13 protein-coding genes and 1 tRNA gene are annotated in these 17,020 nt (G+C 65.9%); 7 read left to right on the forward strand and 7 right to left on the reverse strand.

Annotated features, from left to right (window positions below; genetic code table 11):
• Positions 1 to 25: 25 nt before the first annotated feature.
• The gene (locus tag B1756_RS02015; protein ID WP_086889997.1) at positions 26 to 607 is read right to left on the reverse strand and encodes a biotin transporter BioY; all 582 of its coding nucleotides are present in this window, start codon (positions 605 to 607) and stop codon (positions 26 to 28) included.
• Between the two features lie 494 nt (positions 608 to 1,101).
• Between B1756_RS02015 and B1756_RS02020 the strand changes: the two genes are divergently transcribed.
• On the forward strand, positions 1,102 to 5,526 hold the full coding sequence (locus B1756_RS02020; protein WP_086887037.1) for a DUF7282 domain-containing protein: 4,425 nt from the start codon (positions 1,102 to 1,104) through the stop codon (positions 5,524 to 5,526).
• Between the two features lie 142 nt (positions 5,527 to 5,668).
• Here the strand turns inward: B1756_RS02020 and B1756_RS02025 are convergent, their stop codons facing one another.
• A complete protein-coding gene (locus tag B1756_RS02025) occupies positions 5,669 to 5,965 on the reverse strand; it encodes a DUF7545 family protein (RefSeq protein ID WP_086887038.1) in 297 nt (98 codons plus the stop codon).
• A 585-nt stretch (positions 5,966 to 6,550) separates the two neighbouring features.
• A tRNA-Glu gene (locus B1756_RS02030) sits at positions 6,551 to 6,625 on the reverse strand.
• 165 nt (positions 6,626 to 6,790) lie between these two features.
• On the opposite strand from B1756_RS02030, the gene B1756_RS02035 reads away from it, so the two are divergent.
• Positions 6,791 to 7,330: an HIT family protein gene (locus B1756_RS02035; RefSeq protein ID WP_086887039.1), complete on the forward strand. Its 540-nt coding sequence runs from the start codon at positions 6,791 to 6,793 to the stop codon at positions 7,328 to 7,330.
• Positions 7,331 to 7,393: 63 nt separating this feature from the next.
• Complete coding sequence (locus B1756_RS02040; protein ID WP_086887040.1) at positions 7,394 to 9,367, forward strand: acetate--CoA ligase; 1,974 nt, start codon at positions 7,394 to 7,396, stop codon at positions 9,365 to 9,367.
• 17 nt (positions 9,368 to 9,384) lie between these two features.
• Here B1756_RS02040 and B1756_RS02045 read toward each other — a convergent pair whose 3' ends face one another.
• From B1756_RS02045 to B1756_RS02055, 3 genes are all read right to left on the reverse strand, one after another.
• Entirely contained in the window at positions 9,385 to 10,125 is a 741-nt protein-coding gene (locus B1756_RS02045; protein WP_152031248.1) for a hypothetical protein, read from the reverse strand.
• Between the two features lie 114 nt (positions 10,126 to 10,239).
• A complete protein-coding gene (locus tag B1756_RS02050) occupies positions 10,240 to 10,626 on the reverse strand; it encodes a Zn-ribbon domain-containing OB-fold protein (protein WP_086887042.1) in 387 nt (128 codons plus the stop codon).
• Positions 10,623 to 11,789 (reverse strand): thiolase domain-containing protein, encoded by a 1,167-nt coding sequence (locus B1756_RS02055; protein ID WP_086887043.1) that lies wholly within the window; start codon positions 11,787 to 11,789, stop codon positions 10,623 to 10,625. Before B1756_RS02055 ends, B1756_RS02050 begins: the two co-directional genes overlap by 4 nt.
• A 129-nt stretch (positions 11,790 to 11,918) precedes the next feature.
• Between B1756_RS02055 and B1756_RS02060 the strand changes: the two genes are divergently transcribed.
• Together B1756_RS02060 and B1756_RS02065 are read left to right on the forward strand one after the other, a co-directional pair.
• Positions 11,919 to 12,986 carry a M42 family metallopeptidase gene (locus tag B1756_RS02060; RefSeq protein WP_086887044.1) on the forward strand — a complete coding sequence of 356 codons (1,068 nt, stop codon included), beginning with the start codon at positions 11,919 to 11,921 and terminating at the stop codon, positions 12,984 to 12,986.
• A 50-nt stretch (positions 12,987 to 13,036) separates the two neighbouring features.
• Positions 13,037 to 14,266: a cupredoxin domain-containing protein gene (locus B1756_RS02065; protein WP_086887045.1), complete on the forward strand. Its 1,230-nt coding sequence runs from the start codon at positions 13,037 to 13,039 to the stop codon at positions 14,264 to 14,266.
• Positions 14,267 to 14,371: 105 nt separating this feature from the next.
• Here B1756_RS02065 and B1756_RS02070 read toward each other — a convergent pair whose 3' ends face one another.
• The gene (locus B1756_RS02070; protein ID WP_086887046.1) at positions 14,372 to 14,893 is read right to left on the reverse strand and encodes an SRPBCC family protein; all 522 of its coding nucleotides are present in this window, start codon (positions 14,891 to 14,893) and stop codon (positions 14,372 to 14,374) included.
• 173 nt (positions 14,894 to 15,066) lie between these two features.
• On the opposite strand from B1756_RS02070, the gene B1756_RS02075 reads away from it, so the two are divergent.
• Both B1756_RS02075 and B1756_RS02080 read left to right on the forward strand, forming a co-directional pair.
• Positions 15,067 to 15,804, forward strand: coding sequence for an NAD(P)/FAD-dependent oxidoreductase (locus tag B1756_RS02075; protein WP_086887047.1), 738 nt, complete (start codon positions 15,067 to 15,069; stop codon positions 15,802 to 15,804).
• 175 nt (positions 15,805 to 15,979) lie between these two features.
• Positions 15,980 to 16,936 carry a DUF106 domain-containing protein gene (locus B1756_RS02080; RefSeq protein ID WP_086887048.1) on the forward strand — a complete coding sequence of 319 codons (957 nt, stop codon included), beginning with the start codon at positions 15,980 to 15,982 and terminating at the stop codon, positions 16,934 to 16,936.
• Positions 16,937 to 17,020 lie beyond the last annotated feature (84 nt).

Here is a 17,020-nt window from a genome sequence, read left to right on the forward strand (position 1 = left end):
CTGGGGGAGCGCTCTGCGGACACGGTTACACCGAGACGATCCGTCGACTTTTGACGATGGCGATTGCGGCGACGAGTTTGAGCAGGTCGCCCGGCAGGAACGGGACAGCGCCGGCGAGCAGGGCCTCGGTGGCCGTCAGTTGCTGGAGCCACGCCATGTAGCCGGTTCCCAGCCCGTAGATGACGATCAGGCCGATCAGCAGTGCGCCCACCACCAGCGGGAGGGAGGCATCTGCCGGGTCGCGCAAGTCGGTTCCGCGGTGGACGAACAGGCCGATCACTCCCGCTCCGAGCGCGTATCCCCACAGGTAGCCGCCGGTCGGACCGAAGAGGGGCCCGAGCCCGCCGCTCATCCCCGAGAAGATCGGAATGCCGATCGCACCCGCGGTCAGGTAGAGGAGGATCGAGACGGTCCCCCAGACCGGTCCGAGCAGCAGCCCCGCGAGGAAGACGAACAGGACCTGCAGGGTGATCGGTACGGGCGAGAACGGCAACGGAATCGTGACGACGACCGATGCCCCCATCAGCGCCGCGAGTAACGCCGCACGCGCGAAGCGCCCCACGGCAGCGTCCTCGACGAGTTCCGGCGCGGTTCGTTCGGTTTCCATGTCCCCACCACTCTCGTAAACCGGGATCAAGACTTCGGTTTCCGAGTCGCCGTTAGCCGCGTTTTCGTCCCGCGAGAGCAGCGTCTCCGACGGATCCGCGACACCTCGAGACGACCAGCCTCCGGCTTCCACGTCGGGTTCCTGATTCCGGCGACACGTCTGACACGCCGAGTGGCTCGTGGAAGACGCGGCTGGTGCCGCCATCCCCTCGATCGTAAGGCCCGGCTTCCAGTCGGATCGGCGATCACTCACGACTCGTGATCGATTCGCTCGCGCAGACGATCGCACGCTCGTGATCCACCGCTCGAGCCGCCCAGCGAACTGTTCCCGGCCGGTAATCCGTGATTGTGTCAGGTAGGCCGACGAAACGACCGCCGCGTTTATGCGCCGATTCGATCCCGTGACAGGAGAACGATGCGACAGGGGAGTCTGCGGCTGGAGGCGGGAGATCAGGCAGTGAGACAACGGTATCGACGCAGCTGCGAGGGCGGGCGATGAACCGACGGACGCTCGTCGTCGCCTCGATTGCCCTCGTGATGGCAACGAGTATGATCGCCCTTCCGCTGCTCGGCGGCGGGTTCGGTGGGCTCGGAGGTGAGGAAACCGACTCCGGCGAGGACGACGACTCGAGTGCGTTCGAGGCGGTCGACGACGGAGCCGAGGAGGGTGTCGAAGAAACTGAAGATGGCGACTCGAGCCCGCTCGACCTCGTGTCGATGTCGACGGCAGCAGCGGAGAGCGGGGACGGGGACGGTGGGAGTGACGACGACGCAGCCAGCGACGACGTTCTCGCGTCACTCGACGGTGGTGACGCGGTCGCACAGCTCGAGGACGACGAGGCGACCGTCGTCGAAGACGGCGTCGACGACGGGATCGAGCTGGCCCAGTCACAGGGCGTCGAGGTCACCCAGGAACAGCGCGCGGCGGCACTCGAGGGTGCGTCGGTCGCAGCCGAGCAGCACCAGGAGGCCTCGAGCGAGCAGATTCAGCAGGCGACCGCGGGTGCGGTCTACGGCGCCGTGATGCAAGAACAGCGCGTCGAGGTCGAACAGATCCAGTCCGTCGTCGTCGGGGCGACCGACGGCGCGCTCGCCCAGCACCAGACTGCAGAGGCGAGTCAGATCCAGCACGCTGCGTGGGGCGCCACCCACGGCGCGATCGCCCAGGAACAGCACGTGACCGTCGAACAGCTCCAGTTCGCGAGCTTCGGCGGCGCAGCGGGGGCCGCGAGTGCAGCCGGCGAATACGACGTCGATCACAAGCCGACGATCCAGGAGGCCGCACAGGGGGCATCCTACGGTGTCCTCGAGCAGTACCAGCGAATCACGGCAGAGCAGCGCCAGCAGGTCACCGTCGAACACGTTCAGTACGCCGCGGCGGGCGCGTCCGCGGGTGCCGTCGAAGGGACGACGGAAGCGGCGCTCGAGCAGGACCAGCGAATCGAGGTCGAGCAGTATCAGGAAGTCGACCTCAAGCAGGTCCAGAAAGCGGCGAAGGGTGCGGGCGCGGGTGCGCTCGTTCAGCGACAGGACGTGACAGTCGAGCAGACCCAGTCGGCGGCGTGGGGTGCCAGTAGCGGCGCGCTGAAGCAGGTTCAGTCGATCGATATCGAGCAAATCCAGCGTGTGACGACGGGCCAGATTCAGGAGGCTGCCAGGGGAGCGGCGACGGGTTCGATCACGCAGAGTCAGGAGGCGAGCGTCGAGCAGATTCAGGCTGCCGCAGACGGCGCTGCCCACGGCACGCTGATCCAGCGCCAGGAGGTGTCGATCTCGCAGGTCCAGTACGCGGCGATCGGTGCCGCAGAGGGCGCCGTCGAGACGGCGATTCAGGAGCAAGTCGTCGAGATCGAGCAGATTCAGGCTGCCGCCTGGGGCGCTGGCGAAGGGGCGGTGACCCAGACGCAGGTCGTCGAAGTCACGCAGGTTCAGTCACTGGCACACGGTGGGGCGGCTGGCGCGCTCACCCAGCATCAGGAGGCGACGGTCGAACAGACCCAGATCGCCGCCCTGAGCGCCTGCGAGGAGACTGCCCGCGTGATCCAGGAGCAGCGAGTGAGTATCACCCAGATCCAGACGATCTCGAGCGAGATCGCCGGTGACGCAGCGGCCTACGCGGTCGCCGAGGAGACCACCGATCGCATCGAGATCAGCCAGTACGTCGAAATCGAGGTCGTCCAGATCGTCGAGCAGGTCGACGAACTCGAGGGGACGGCCTCGATCACGTTCTCGGACCAGGAGAGCGACGGTGACAGCGTCGTCGTCGATTCGGTCGACCTCTCGGAAGGCGGCTTCGTCGCGGTCTACGGCGGTGTCGCGGCGGACGTCGATCCGGCCGACCTCCGCGGGGCCTCGGGCTACCTCGAGCCCGGAGAACACGAAGACGTCGAGATCGATCTGGACGAGCCGCTCGCAGAGAGCGGGCCGATGGTCGCCGCGGTCCACCACGACACGACCGACGACGAGACGTTCCAGTACGCCGAGACCGACGGCACGGAGGACGAACCCTACGTGACCGCAGCCGGTGCACCCGTCGTCGACGGTGCGTTTATCACAGTAGCGGACCCCGAACCGGAACCAGAAACGACCCTCGAGGTCGCCGATCAGGAGGGTGACGGCGAGACGCTCCTGATCGACGAGGCGAACGCGAGCGTCGATTACGTCGTCAGCACCGAGTACGACGGCGACCGCGTCGACAGCGAGACGATGGCGGCCGACGACGCCCTCGAGGCGTTCGAACTCGAACTCGACCCGCCACTCGAGGACGACGCCACGGTCGACGTCTCGGTCCGGGACGCAGAAACCGACGACGAACTGGCGAGTGAGACGATCGAGTACACGCTCGAGGAGGAACCGGAGCCGCCCGAACCCGAGGCGACCCTCGAGGTCGCTGACCAGGAGGGGGAGGGGGACCTTCTCTTCTTCGACGAGGCGAGCGCGACGGTCGACTACTTCGTCACCGTCACCGACGAGGGCGGGGACGGCGAGCGCATCGGCGAGAACGGACCGTACACCGGCGACGAGACGATCGGCGGCGTCGCGGTCCCGCTCGACCCACCGCTCGAGGACGACGCAACGCTCGAGGTCGCCGTGGTCGACGCGGCCGACGACGAGGTGCTCGCGAGTGAGACCATCGAGTACACGCTCGAGGAGGATCCGGAGCCGCCCGAACCCGAGGCGACCCTCGAGGTGAGCGACCAGGACGGTGACGGCGAATCGGTCGTCGTCGACGAGGCGAGCGCGACGGAGCCGTACGCACTCTCCGTCACCGACGAGGACGGCGAGCAACTGGGTCTGAGCATCCCGTTCAGCGCCGACGAAACCGTCGAGAACGAGTCGATCGGCCTCGATCCCGCCCTCGAGGACGATTCGACGCTCGAGGTCTCGGTCGTCTCGATCGACGGGCTGGACGACCCCGACGAGACCGACGACCTCGACGGCGACGAACCGGTCCTCGCGAGCGAGACCATCGAGTACACGATCGATCCGACGCCGCCCGCCTACGACGTCGAGTTCGTCACCTGCCAGCAGGCGACGATTACCGGGGAGTTCGAGGATGGTGACTGGGTAATCGTCGCCACGGGCTTCTACGAGTCCGGCGGCTTCGGCAACACGATGGGCGAGTACGGCGTGAACGTCGGCGAGGACGTCGAGGCCCCGTTCGAGGGGACGATCACCTTCGAGGTCGGCGAGGAGTTCACGGTCACCGAGACCGGCGAAGGCGCGACCGTCGAGGTCCCACCGGGTGACTTCGGCGCGGCGATCACCGGGATCGTCTCACCCGAGTCGACGCCGGGTGAGATCGACCACCCGAACCCCGATGCGAGCGACTGCATCGCCGAGGTTCGACCCGAACTGCCCGATATCGGCGTCGAAGAGATCGAGTCGACCGACGACGGGTTCGACGTGACCTTCGAGTACGACAACCCCAACGACGCTGCGTTGCTCGTCGACAGCACGCTCGTCGAGGGAACCACCGACGACGAACCGATCGACGAACTCGAACCCGGCCAGGACGAGTTCACCGTCGCGTGGACGCCCGAGACCGACGACGAGCAACTCGTCTGGGCGGTCGACATGAGCCTCTACGACTACGACGAAATCCTCTACGCGGCGACCCCGCCCGCGGGCGAGATCGACCCCGAAGATCCCGCCGAGTTCGCAGTCGAAATCGTCGACGCCCCGACCGAACTCGAGCAGGGCGAGGACCTCGAGGTCGAGGCCGAAATCGAGAACGTCGGCGGCGAGGAGGGTACCCAGGAGATCGTTCTCGGAGTCGCCGACGAGGATCGCGACGTCCTCGAGGTCACCCTCGAGCCCGAGGCGACTGAGACGGTCACGCTCTCCACGGAGACCGACGACCTCGAGCCCGGCGAGTACCCCGTCACGGTCGCGAGCGAGGACGACGAGGACGAGACGACGGTGACGATCCTCCCCGTCGAGGCGGAGGGCGAGTTCACGATCTTCGACCTCTCCGGGCCGTCGACCGGCGTCGCCGGCGAGGGCGTGACGATCGCCGCGACGATCACCAACGAGGGCGACGGCACCGACGAGCAGGCGGTGACCTACAGCGTCGACGACGAGCCCGTCGACGAGGAGACGATCGAACTCGAGCCCGGCGAGTTCGAGGTCCTGACGTTCTCGACGACGCTGCCCGAAGGCGTGTCGACGCACACGGTCGCCACGGACGACGACGAGGCGTCGCTGACGATCGAGGCGACTACCGTCCCCGGCGTGGACGACGCACTCGAGGACGATGAGGACCCGGAGGTACCTGAACCAGAGCCAGAGGAACCGGAGCCGGAGGTACCTGAACCAGAGCCAGAGGAACCGGAGCCGGAGCCCGACGATGACGATCAGATCGAAGACGACGCTGACGACGGCGAACCAGAGGAGATAGAGCCGCCCGCGGCCGATTGACCGGATCGGTTTCGCTCGAGCGAATCAGGTACGTTCAGTCGCAGGTCCGTATCGAACGGTTTCCCGAGTACGTGCTTTCCCCATGGCGTGCTATCGGCTCGAGTAGTTCTGTACTGAACGAGTAACGAGTGGAAGAAACGGCTCAGTGCTGGTGACCGGTCGCCTCACCGAACGTGACGCCGAATCGCTCCTCGAAGAGGTCCATCATCGTCTGTTCCTGTGCCTCGAGGTCGCCGTCGTCGCCGTGGCCGTGTCCGTGGTGGACCACGTGGTGGGCGCGGCTGGCGAACGAGAGTGCGACCACGTCGCCGACGATTTCGGCCGTCTCCTGATCGCCCTCGGCGACGAGCTCGAGCAGGCCTGCGGGAACTTCGACTTCGTCGGTCGTGTCGTCGTCGGCGTCGATCGTGAGCGTAACAGTTGCTACGTCGTCGGACATACCCTACCCTCGGGAGGCGTGCCTAAAGGTGCTGTGTCTTGGGCCGGCAGGGGGCGTCTCGCCACGGCCATCGAATCGGACACCGCGGCTCGGCTGCTTGGCGTCCGGTCGGCGGACGACGCGACCGAGCCTCAGGATCACGAGGGGAAATCCTATGGATACAAAGTGTGTCTGGTGATTGATGCGCGAGGAGCGGAGGGGAACACGTCACACTCGCTGAGAAAGGCTAACTCGAGGTACTCGAAGAGCGGAAGCGTCTCGACCGCCACGAGGGTCACGAACTCCGCTGTCCAAGTTCATCTTGCAGGGTCTGGGTGCTGCTGGACACGGCTTCTCAACCCTGCCCTTTCGTGTGTGACGTATTCTATGCCACCCTCCAACAGATTGAACAGTGGGAGATGATCTCTGGTGACATCTGTGCAGATCTCGTAATCAAGAGAAAACGGGCAAAACGACCTTTTAGATCATTTGCCCGTGAATCTAGTGCTCCGTCTGGGATTTGAACCACGGTCGGAGCGAAGCTCCTCCCTGATTCAAATCCCAGAGCGTGCGCTTCCTTCTTCGTCACTTCGTTCCTCAGAAGAGTGCTCCGTCTGGGATTTGAACCCAGGTCATCGGCTCGAAAGGCCGAAATGATTGGCCGGACTACACCAACGGAGCGTACTATCTCCGTACCTCGAGACGGCGACCGTCTCGCGTTCGGAGCGTACTCACCAGTTGCCGAGGCCTAGTAAAAAGCGTTCCGTTCCGCGTCGAGAGTGTGACCGACTGTCGTACCGGGTTTGGGGGCGCAATGGGTTTTTGGCTGGCTCGAGAAGCACGGCCATGGATCAGGTATTCGCGCCGTGGCGTATCGAGTGGATCAGACGGGAGGAGAAGAACCCGGAGGTCGACTCCTGTGTCTTCTGTGAACTGCCGGAACGCGACGCCGATCGCGAGAACCTGATCGTCGCCCGGAGCGACCACGCGTTCGTCATGTTGAACAACTACCCGTACAACCCGGGCCACGCGATGGTGATCCCCCGGACACACACCGGCGAGTACGGTGACCTCGAGGACGAAACGCTGCTCGACCACGCCCGGTTGAAACAGCGGACCTTCGACGCCCTCACGGTCGCCCTCGAACCGGACGGCTTCAACGCGGGGCTGAACCTCGGTGACGGCGCAGGTGGGTCGATCGGTGACCACCTCCACACCCACGTCGTGCCCCGCTGGCAGGGCGATACGAACTTCATGCCGGTGCTGAGCGACACCACGGTCATCGTCGAGGCGCTCGAGGAGACCTACGACCGGGTCCACGACGCGTTCGCCGCACAGGACGGTGCGACCGTGGCGGAATCAGACGCCGCCGTCTCGTTCGAGTGAGCCGTTCGGTGAGTGAGACGTGGGCACAATCTACACGTCCTTCGAGAACGTAGCACGTGACCGATGGGCAACGAGCGACCGGACTGGCGGCTCGAGACGGCTCCCGCGCGCCGGCGTCGACAGCCAGTTGCATTCAGCCGCGAGGCGGAGCCGCTCGCTAAGGACTGTCGCGAGCGGTTCGACCGCGAGTGGCCCGACTGCTGGATGGCAGCAGCGGCGGAACTCGACTGGCACGAGCCACCCGAAGCGGTTCTCGACGATTCCGACGCGCCGTTCTACCGGTGGTTTCCGGACGGGCGGCTGAACGCCGCCGAAAACTGCGTCGACCGCCACCTCGAGGATCGAAAGAACCAGCTGGCGATCCGCTGGGAGGGAAAGCGCGGAGAGAAGCGAGATTATACGTACCACGACCTGCACCGTGAGTCGACGGCACTTGCAGCCACACTGCGGGACCTCGGTGTGAGCGAGGGCGACGTGGTGACGTTCGCGCTGCCGACGCTCCCGGAGTTACCCATCGGGATGCTCGCCTGTGCCCGCATCGGGGCGTTGCACAACGTCGTCTTCGCTGGATTCGCCCCCGACGCGCTGGTCGAGCGCATGACTGCGGTCGACTCGAGCGCGCTGGTCACCTGTGACGGCTACTACCGCGACGGGCTCGCTATCGACCAGAAGCGCAAAACTGACGCGGCGCTCGCGGCCCTCGAATCGACGGTGCCGACGGTCGTCGTCGACAGGCTGGGTGCGAGCCACGAGGTCGAACTCGAGGCCCACCAGTACGATTACGACGACCTGATCGACCAGTATCGGGGCACGGACGTCGAACCAGTCTCTCGAGCGGCGACGGACCCGCTGTTTCACATCCACACCTCGGGGACGACCGGCGAGCCCCAGCGGATGACTCACGCGACGGGCGGCTACCTCGCGGGGGTGACCTGGTCGGCCCGGGCGGTGTTCGACCTCGCGCCGGGGACGACCTACTGGTGTACGGCCGACGTCGGCTGGATCACCGGCCACTCCTACGTCGTCTACGGACCGCTCGCGCGTGGCGCGACGGTCGTTCTCGCGGAGGGCAACCCCCGGTACCCTGCCAGACATCGCCCGTGGAAGATCATCGAGCGAAACGGCGTCGAGGTGTTCTACACCACGCCAGGGATGGTCCGGACGTTCATGAAGTGGGGTGAGTCGTTCCCTGCGGCTCACGACAAATCGTCGCTCCGGCTGCTGGGGACCGTCGGCGAACCGATCGGCCCCGACACGTGGAAGTGGTACTACACGCACGTGGGCGAAGAGCGCTGCCCGATCGTCGACACCTGGTGGCAGACCGAGACCGGGAGCGTCGTACTCTCGACGCTCCCCGGCGTCGACGAGATGAAACCCGGCGCTGCGGGCCCACCATTGCCCGGCATGGACGTCTCGGTGGTCGACGACGAGGGACGAGAACTCCCGCCGGGTGAACCCGGCTACCTGACGATCGAACGCCCGTGGCCGTCGATGCTCGCTCCCCTCGAGAGCGACCACTACTGGGTGCTCGCGGAGTACTGGCAGGAGTTCTCCGACGACCGTGCAGATAGCTGGCGATATATCACCGGTGATCGCGCGGTCGCCGACGAGGACGGCTACGTCACGATCATCGGCCGGGCGGACGAGGTCGTCACGATCGGCAACCGACGCCTCGGGACGGCCGAACTCGAGGCCGCGATCACGAGCGTCGAGGGCGTGACCGAGGCCGCGGCCGTGGCGGGAAGTGCCGATGGCGACACCGACCTCTACGTTTTCGCGACGACGGCACAGGAGCGGGACACGCGAGATCGGGCAGCCATTCGCGAGGCAGTGGCCGACGCGATGGCCGAACGCGTCGGGGAGTTCGCACGCCCCGCGGCTGTCGTCTTCACCCCCGAACTCCCCGAGACGCACTCCGGGAAGACCATGTATCGAATCCTCGAGCGCATCGTCGAGGACCGGCCGCTCGAGGATAGCGCGCCGCTCCGAAACCCGGAGATCGTCGGCGAAATTGCGACGCTGTGGGCCCGCGAGTGACCCGCCGGCACCGGGCCCTACCCCTGGTAATATATCGCTCCGGCCCCGGCCCTGCTCGCGACGGTGTGTCCCTCTGAGATGCCCGTCTCGAGGTAATAGGTTGCTCCTTCGTTCACGCCAGTGAAGGCAGCCCAGTATGTCGTTTCTGGTGTCTGATCCGGGACAAGGAACGGTCGCTGGAGTGCACCCGTCGCCGCTCCAGACGTGGGGATTCGCATGAACGGGCCCGTGTCGGTGATCATCCCCTGGCCCTCCGGCAGGAGTTCGATTCGTCGTCCATCGACGTCGATGTATCCCGGTCGTGCGTACGTCCCGTCGAATGAAAAGTAATCGTCCTCGTACTGTGCGACCGTCGCGATCCCACCCGCCGCAGCACCCTGTGCGGCCGCCTGAACGTGATCCGGGTCCTGAACGCCGGTGATCGCCACTCCCGAGGTCGTCCCGATCACCGACCCGTAGGCCGTCCCCGAACAGACGGATTCCGTCAGCAGCGCCTCCGGGGCGTCCGGTGCCTGCTGGGCGATGCCCTCGAGTGCGGCCTCGCTTGCAGTCTGGGCGAGTTGCTCGGACTCCGGGCCGAACAACTGCAGGGTGATCTGGGTCGCGTACGCCGTCCCGTTCCGGCCCCACTCCATCGGCTCCGCAGCGGCCGTCGGAATCGCGGCGAGTGCCCCGGCTGCTGTGAGCGTCCCGCCGACGGTTGCGAGAAGCGACCGTCTCGTCACCGCCCGCTCATGAGTATTGGTATCGGTGCTCATGCGTTCGCTCGCACGCGAAGAAGCCACAAAAACACCGTTCTGAGCCCGCCGTGACTGTCAATCGTGGCGACGAGTGGTCGACGGGAACCGGGATCCTGCAGGGCGTCGACCGGCCTAGACCGGCCAGAACCCGACGACGCGTTCGCCGGTCGTTTCCGAGACCGTCACCTCGAGTTCGACCTCGAGGCCGACCTCGACGTTTTCGGGAGTGATGCCGACGACCTGTCCCGTGATTCGAAGCGGCCCGAAGTCGGCGACCGCGGTCGCGTACGGGGCGTCCTGTTCGAACGCTGGCGTCGGGACGTGCGTGACGGTGTAGGTTTCGATCTCACCGGTCTCCGGGAACGGCTGTTCCTCGAGATCGGTCGAGCCACACGTCGGACAGACCCGTCGCGGCGGGAGCGACCCGTGTTCTGCGGGACACTCGAGGTAGTACGCCTCGCCCTCCTCGGCGGCGTCGAGCCACTCGTCGAAGCCACCGTCGCGGACGTCGTCGCTCATCGGGTCACCTCCAGAACGTGGACGGTCGCACTGGCGACCGTGCCACCCGCGTTGTGGGCGAGCCCGATCCGTGCGTCCTCGACGTGTTCGCTGTTGGGGTGGTCTCGCGAGAGGAGTTTCGCCACCTCGGCGATCTGGGACGCGCCCGTCGCGCCGACGGGGTGGCCCTTCGCTTTCAGCCCACCGGAGAGGTTGACCGGCGTCTCGCCGTTGGCGGTCGTCCGCCCGTCTCGAGCAGCCGAAATCCCTTCGCCGATCGGCTCGAGGTCGAGTGCCTCGAGTGCGAGCACCTCGGCGATCGTAAAGCAGTCGTGGACCTCCGCGAGGTCGACGTCGCTCGGCTCGATGCCGGCGTCGACGTAGGCTTCGGCGCCGGCCTCGCGTGCGGCGGGCGTCCGTGCGAGGTGCGCCCGGCCGTGGAGTGCCATGCGGTCGCCGCCCTGCCCGCTTCCGGTGATCGCGACCGGCGCATCGAGGTCGTGTTCGTCGGCGTATTCCTGGCTGGTGAGGACCAGCGCGGCCGCGCCATCGGAGAGCGGACAGGAGTCGTAGAGGCCGAGCGGTTCAGAGACCAGCGGCGCCTCGAGGACGTCGTCGACGCTGATCTCGCTCTGGTACTGGGCTTTCTCGTTCGTAAGGGCGTTCTCGTGGTTTTTGACCGCGACGTGGGCGAGGTCGGTTCGATCGCCGCCGTACTCCTCGAAGTACGCCCGCGCCATCAGCGCGTAGGCGCCGGGGAAGGTCGCGCCGGCGCGAACCTCCCAGAGGTCGTCGGCGGCGATCGCGAGCGCCTCGGTCGCACCGGCGGTGCCGAGGTTGGTCATTCGTTCTGCGCCACCGACGAGGGCGACGTCGATCTCGCCGTTGCGAAGCTGAAGTACCGCGTCACGGACGGCGGTCCCGGCCGAGGCGCAGGCGGACTCGTACCGGGTCGCCGGCGCCCTGACGCCCGCGGCTTCGGCCATCAGCGGTCCCTGATGACCCTGGTGTTCGGCGAGCTCACCCATGAAGTTGCCGTAGAAGACGGCGTCGACGTCCTCTCGAGGGACGCCGCTGTCCTCGAAGGCGGCAATTGTCGCTTCGGCGAAGAGGTCTCGTCCCGTCCGGTCCGGGGTGTTTCCGAACGGCGTCAACCCCGTTCCTGCGACGCGTACGTCACTCATAGGCACCCATAGCTTGTCGATCGGTTAATACCTCGCGGTTACCATCGACACCGTTTGAACCCCCCTCGGACGTGCAGGGCCGCGGCCGGGACCCCCGTGCTTATGACGATGACCGCTACACGTGACACCATGACATCCACACCGTTCGACCTCGAGTTGCTGACGACGCTCACCGAGACCAGCGGCGTGCCCGGCTACGAGGACCGCATCCGCGAGCAGGTACTCGACGAACTGGACGGGGCCGTCGACCGCGTCCGAACCGACGCCATGGGGAACGTCGTCGGGACGCTCGAAGGCGAGTCTGACTTCTCGGTTGCCGTCGCAGCGCACATGGACGAGATCGGTTTCATGGTCCGTCACGTCGCAGGCGAGGAAGACGGGTTCGGGTTCGTCGAACTCGACGCCCTCGGCGGCTGGGACGCCCGCGTGCTCAAAGCCCAGCGGGTGACGATCCACACCGAAGACGGCGACGTTCCCGGCGTGATCGGTTCGCCACCACCGCACACGCTGGACGAGGAAGACCGCGAGAAGACCCCCAAGGTCGACGACGTCGCCGTCGACGTCGGCCTCCCCCACGAGGAAGCCACCGAGACGATCTCGCCGGGCGACCTCGTGACGATGGACCAGACTACCGAACGCGTCGGTGAAACGATCACCGGCAAAGCCCTCGACGATCGGGTCTGCCTGTTCGCCATGCTCGAGGCCGCGCGCCGGCTCGACGAGCCGGACGTGACGATCCACTTCTGTGCGACCGTCCAGGAGGAAGTCGGCCTGCGTGGCGCGCGGGCTCTCGGCGTCGACGTCGATCCCGACCTCGCCATCGCACTCGACGTCACCGTCGCCAACGACGTCCCCGGATTCGACGGCGGCGAGCAGGTCACGAAACTGGGCGACGGCGCAGCGATCAAACTCAAAGACTCGAGCGTCATCACCAACCCGAAGGTCCACCGCCGGATGAAAGCCGTCGCCGAGGACCGCGAGATCGACTACCAGCTCGAGATCCTGCCCGCCGGCGGCACCGATACGGCTGGTTTCCAGCACACCGCGGGCGCGAAACCCGTCGGTGCAATTTCGGTCCCGACGCGGTACCTCCACACCGTTACCGAGACCGCCCACGTCGACGACGTCGCGGCGACGATCGATCTGTTGACCGCGTTCCTCGAGACCGAAGACGGCGAGTACGACTACACGCTCTGATCGTTCTGAGCCTCCGAACACTTATCAACTGCTGTGAACGATCTGGGAACATGTCCCCGAACCGACGAACTGTCCTCCGGAGTGGGCTGATCGGCCTCCCAATTGGTGCTGCAGGGTGTCTCGACGACCCTGATCCCGGAACTGGCCCGAATCCGGAATCCGACTCGACGGACGATTTGGCCGACGATCCAGCGCCATCCTCGGACACGGCTGACGTCGACGTCGATACCGAGGACGGTGCGTCCGTCGAAGACGACGGCGACGACGAATCCGACGACGGGATAGACGACGAGGACGAACTCCAAGAGGCGGCCCGTGAGGTCGCTCGAGCCCTCCTCGAGGCCGTCGTTGACGGCGACACCGAAACTGCGGTGAGCTACGCACCCGTCAGGGACGCCGCCGGATTCCACCGCGAGGAGTGGACCCAGCAGTACGAGGAGAGTTTCTCCCCCGACGAGGTCCACGCGATCGACTACCGCTCGTGGGGGCCGGAAGACGCACTCGTCGGGATGCTTCCCGATGGCGACCCCGGGGACGGCCGAGGCTTTGCCCTCCAGTACGACCTCGACCTCGAGTCCGACGGCGTTCGGTTCGATCACCGCCTCTCGGTCTCCGTCGTATACCTCGAGGGAGAGTGGTACGCCTGGCTATACCAGCCCTTCCAGCCGACCGTGGACGCGACCGTCGACCTCGAGCGCGAGGGCCTCGAGCGCGTCGACCTGACGTTGGCCGACCGCGACGGTCCGGCGACGGTCTTCGTCACCGGCGACGGGATCGACGATCCGTCGGACTACGAACTCGAGAGCACCGGCGAGTCGATCACCGTGACGGTCGACGACGTCGGAACCGGGGGCTACGCGGTCGTGGTCGTCCCCGTCGGCGAAGACCCGGAAACTGGCGACACGATCGAGGCGTTCGACTTCGTCGATCTTGCTGACTGGGCCGACGTCTCGACGATCGAACTCGAGGCCCTGACCGCTGGCTGGGAGGGTATCTCCCCATCGATCGTCGAAGGTGTCGAGAATCCGACTCTCGTCCTCGAGGCCGGTCGGGAGTACACCATCGATGTCAAAAACGGCGACGGCGCGATCCACCAGTTACAGCTCCGGGACGCAGCTGACGATCCGGTCGACGAGTACGAGACGCCGTTCCTCGAGGGAGCCGACGCGACCGAGGAACTGACGGTGACGGCCACCGACGAACTCGCGGCCTACGTCTGTGCACCCCACGAGATGACGATGCAGGGATCGATCCTCGTCGTCGACTCACTCGCCGACTGAGTTCACCGAAGAACGCGACCGCACGAGCGGCTGGAACGTAGCGGCGGGAGACCGTCGGTCAGGGTCAGGACCGGAACTGGGTCAGGGGTCGGGTCCGTATCTGGCTCAGGGCATCTCGTGAATCGTCAACTCGACGTCCCGGCGCTGGCCTTCGATGTCCGCGACGAGCCGTTCGACCACGGTCTGGGCCTCGTCGAGCAATCGCGGCCGAACCTTCGAGATCACCCAGTCGATCGAGACGAATCGCGGGAGCGAGAGTACACTCTTGTCGGCCGAATGCGGATCGTACAGTGCCTCGAAGTAAATCCGACTCGCCGTCTCCGCCTCCGGTGGCGCTGCCTCCGGTTCGGGTTCGACTCGCCACTCCCCGCGAGCGTCGAGGTGGTCGACCAGCCGCCACTCGAGTGACTCGGATTCGGTCACTTCGACCACCTTCGAGCGTGCGGTGTAGCTCAGCTTCCACCAGGCGAGTCGAAGATCGTACACCGAGCCCACGCCGCCGTCGCCGTGTACCCGGACCTCCTTCAGGTGGTCCGTGTACCGCGGATAGTCGGTAAACGAACAGACGTACGGGAAGACCTCCTCTGGCGAGCGGTAGGCGACCGTACTGAGGAGAATTCTGTCCACACCAGTCAGGTACACCGTTCGCGAAAGTAAGGATTTCCATCAGCGGTGTCCGACTCGACCGTGAGCGAAGGCGATCGACTGCGAGCAGGGTCGATTGGGCTCGAACACCGTCGATCGCACTGGAATCGGCGCGAGTCGAACACCTTCTATACTCACAGGAAGAACCGCCAGTCATGCGAGACGTCTGTATCGTCGGCGGCGGCGTCGCCGGCATGGCAACCGCGATCTTCACCGCTCGAGCGGGCCTCGACACGCTCGTCATCGATGGCGGCGAGTCGATCCTCGCGCGAAATGCCAGCCTCGAGAACTATCCGGGGTTCCCGGACGGCATCGACGCCCGGCGCTATTTGCAACTGGTTCGCGAGCAAGCCAGCACCGCCGGTGCGACGTTCGAACTCGGCCACGTGACTCACGTCGAACCGATCGACGAGACGGACCTCGAGGCCGGATTCGTCGTCGAGACCGACGGTGGCGAGCCACTCGAGGCGCGTCGACTGGTCGCGGCGTCGTGGCCCGACAGCGAGTACATCGTCCCGCTCGACGTCGGCCGCATCCAGCGCGGGAGTAAACACCTCGTGGACGTCGACGAAGCGGGACGGACGGCCGTCGACGGCGTCTACGCCGCGGGTCGCATCGCGGGCGAGCCCCACCAGGCCATCGTCGCGGCCGGTCACGGCGCGAAAGTCGGCCTCGCGGTCATCCACGACGCCGACGTCAACTTCTATCACGACTGGGTCGCTCCCGAGGACTACTTCACCGGTCGCGACCGCGAGGTCCCACCGGGGTGCGAGGAGATCGACGACGACGAGCGACGACGGCGGGACGAACGAGCGCGGGAAACGATCCTCGAGGCGTTCGCAGACCCGCTCGAGGACGAACCGACGATGCACCCGAGCGTCGAGTCGGACTGAACGGCGGGCGGCCGCGCGCTGGATCGCTGGGGTGATCTCCGCAATCACTCACCTGAGTGGCCCCTGCGCACACTTTCGATCCACCGTTCAATCTCCGCGGTCACCACTTCGTCCGTGCCCGCGCGAAGAATAGAAAATAAACACTTGTATACCGGACCACTCCTAGCCCAGATAGATGACGCGTACAGCCGAGAAGGTAACCGCCCTCGTCCGCGAGGACGCCTCGATGGTCGACGCCCTCGAGACCATCCGCGAGACGGCCGACGAGAACGGCGGCGAGGTCCAGTGGGGCGACGTCAACGACGACCTCACGAGCGGGCAGTGGGGCCGACTGATCGAGAAAGGTGTGCTCGTCGACGGCGACGAGGGCTTCGTGATCGCCGATCGCGAGGCCTTCGACGAGGCCCTCGACGGTGATACCGACTCGATCGCCGCCGACGTCGACCTCGACGCCGAGGAGACCAAGTGGTCACGCTGGGACAAACTCGCCGCGGTCGGTTCCGTCCTCCTGATGATCGGCTACTGGCTCGAGGACGTCCGCAACACCGTCGGTGGCACCATCGACACGGTCCTTGCCCCGCTCGATGCCGCGTTGCCGTTTTACGCCGTGATTCTGGCCGTCGCGTTGCTCACGGGTCTGTACTCGACGCTCCTGCAGGCGAACCTGATGAACCCGGAGGTGATGGCAAAGTACCAGGAGCGGATGAAGTCGATGCAGGAGAAACAGAAAGACGTCCGCCAGCGCAAGCAGGAAGCCGAAGAACGCGACGCTCCGGAAGCCGAGATCGAACGCCTCGAGAACGAGATGGAGGAGGTTCGCGAAGAACAGATGGAGGCGATGGCCGAGAACATGGGGATGTTCAAAGAGCAGTTCCGCCCGATGGTCTGGATCATGCTCTTTACCATCCCACTGTTTCTCTGGATGTACTGGAAGATCCTCGGGAACCACGGCGCAGCCGTCTCTGGCACGGAGCTAGAGATGATCATGCCGATCGCCGGCCACGTCCAGCTCAATCAGGGACTGCTCGGACCGATGTGGGCATGGATCATCTGGTACTTCGTCTGCTCGATGGGCTTCACCCAGCTGCTCCGGAAGGCGCTCAACATCGACATGACGCCCTCGGGAACCTGAGCGGCGCGCTCTCGTCCCCGTCGAACGATTCTCACCCGCATCTTCGATCCCCGCCAGTCGGTCCGCTGTCCCTGACCGTCGGGC

Origin of the sequence: Natrarchaeobaculum aegyptiacum (assembly GCF_002156705.1) — an archaeon.
Lineage (GTDB): Archaea > Halobacteriota > Halobacteria > Halobacteriales > Natrialbaceae > Natrarchaeobaculum > Natrarchaeobaculum aegyptiacum.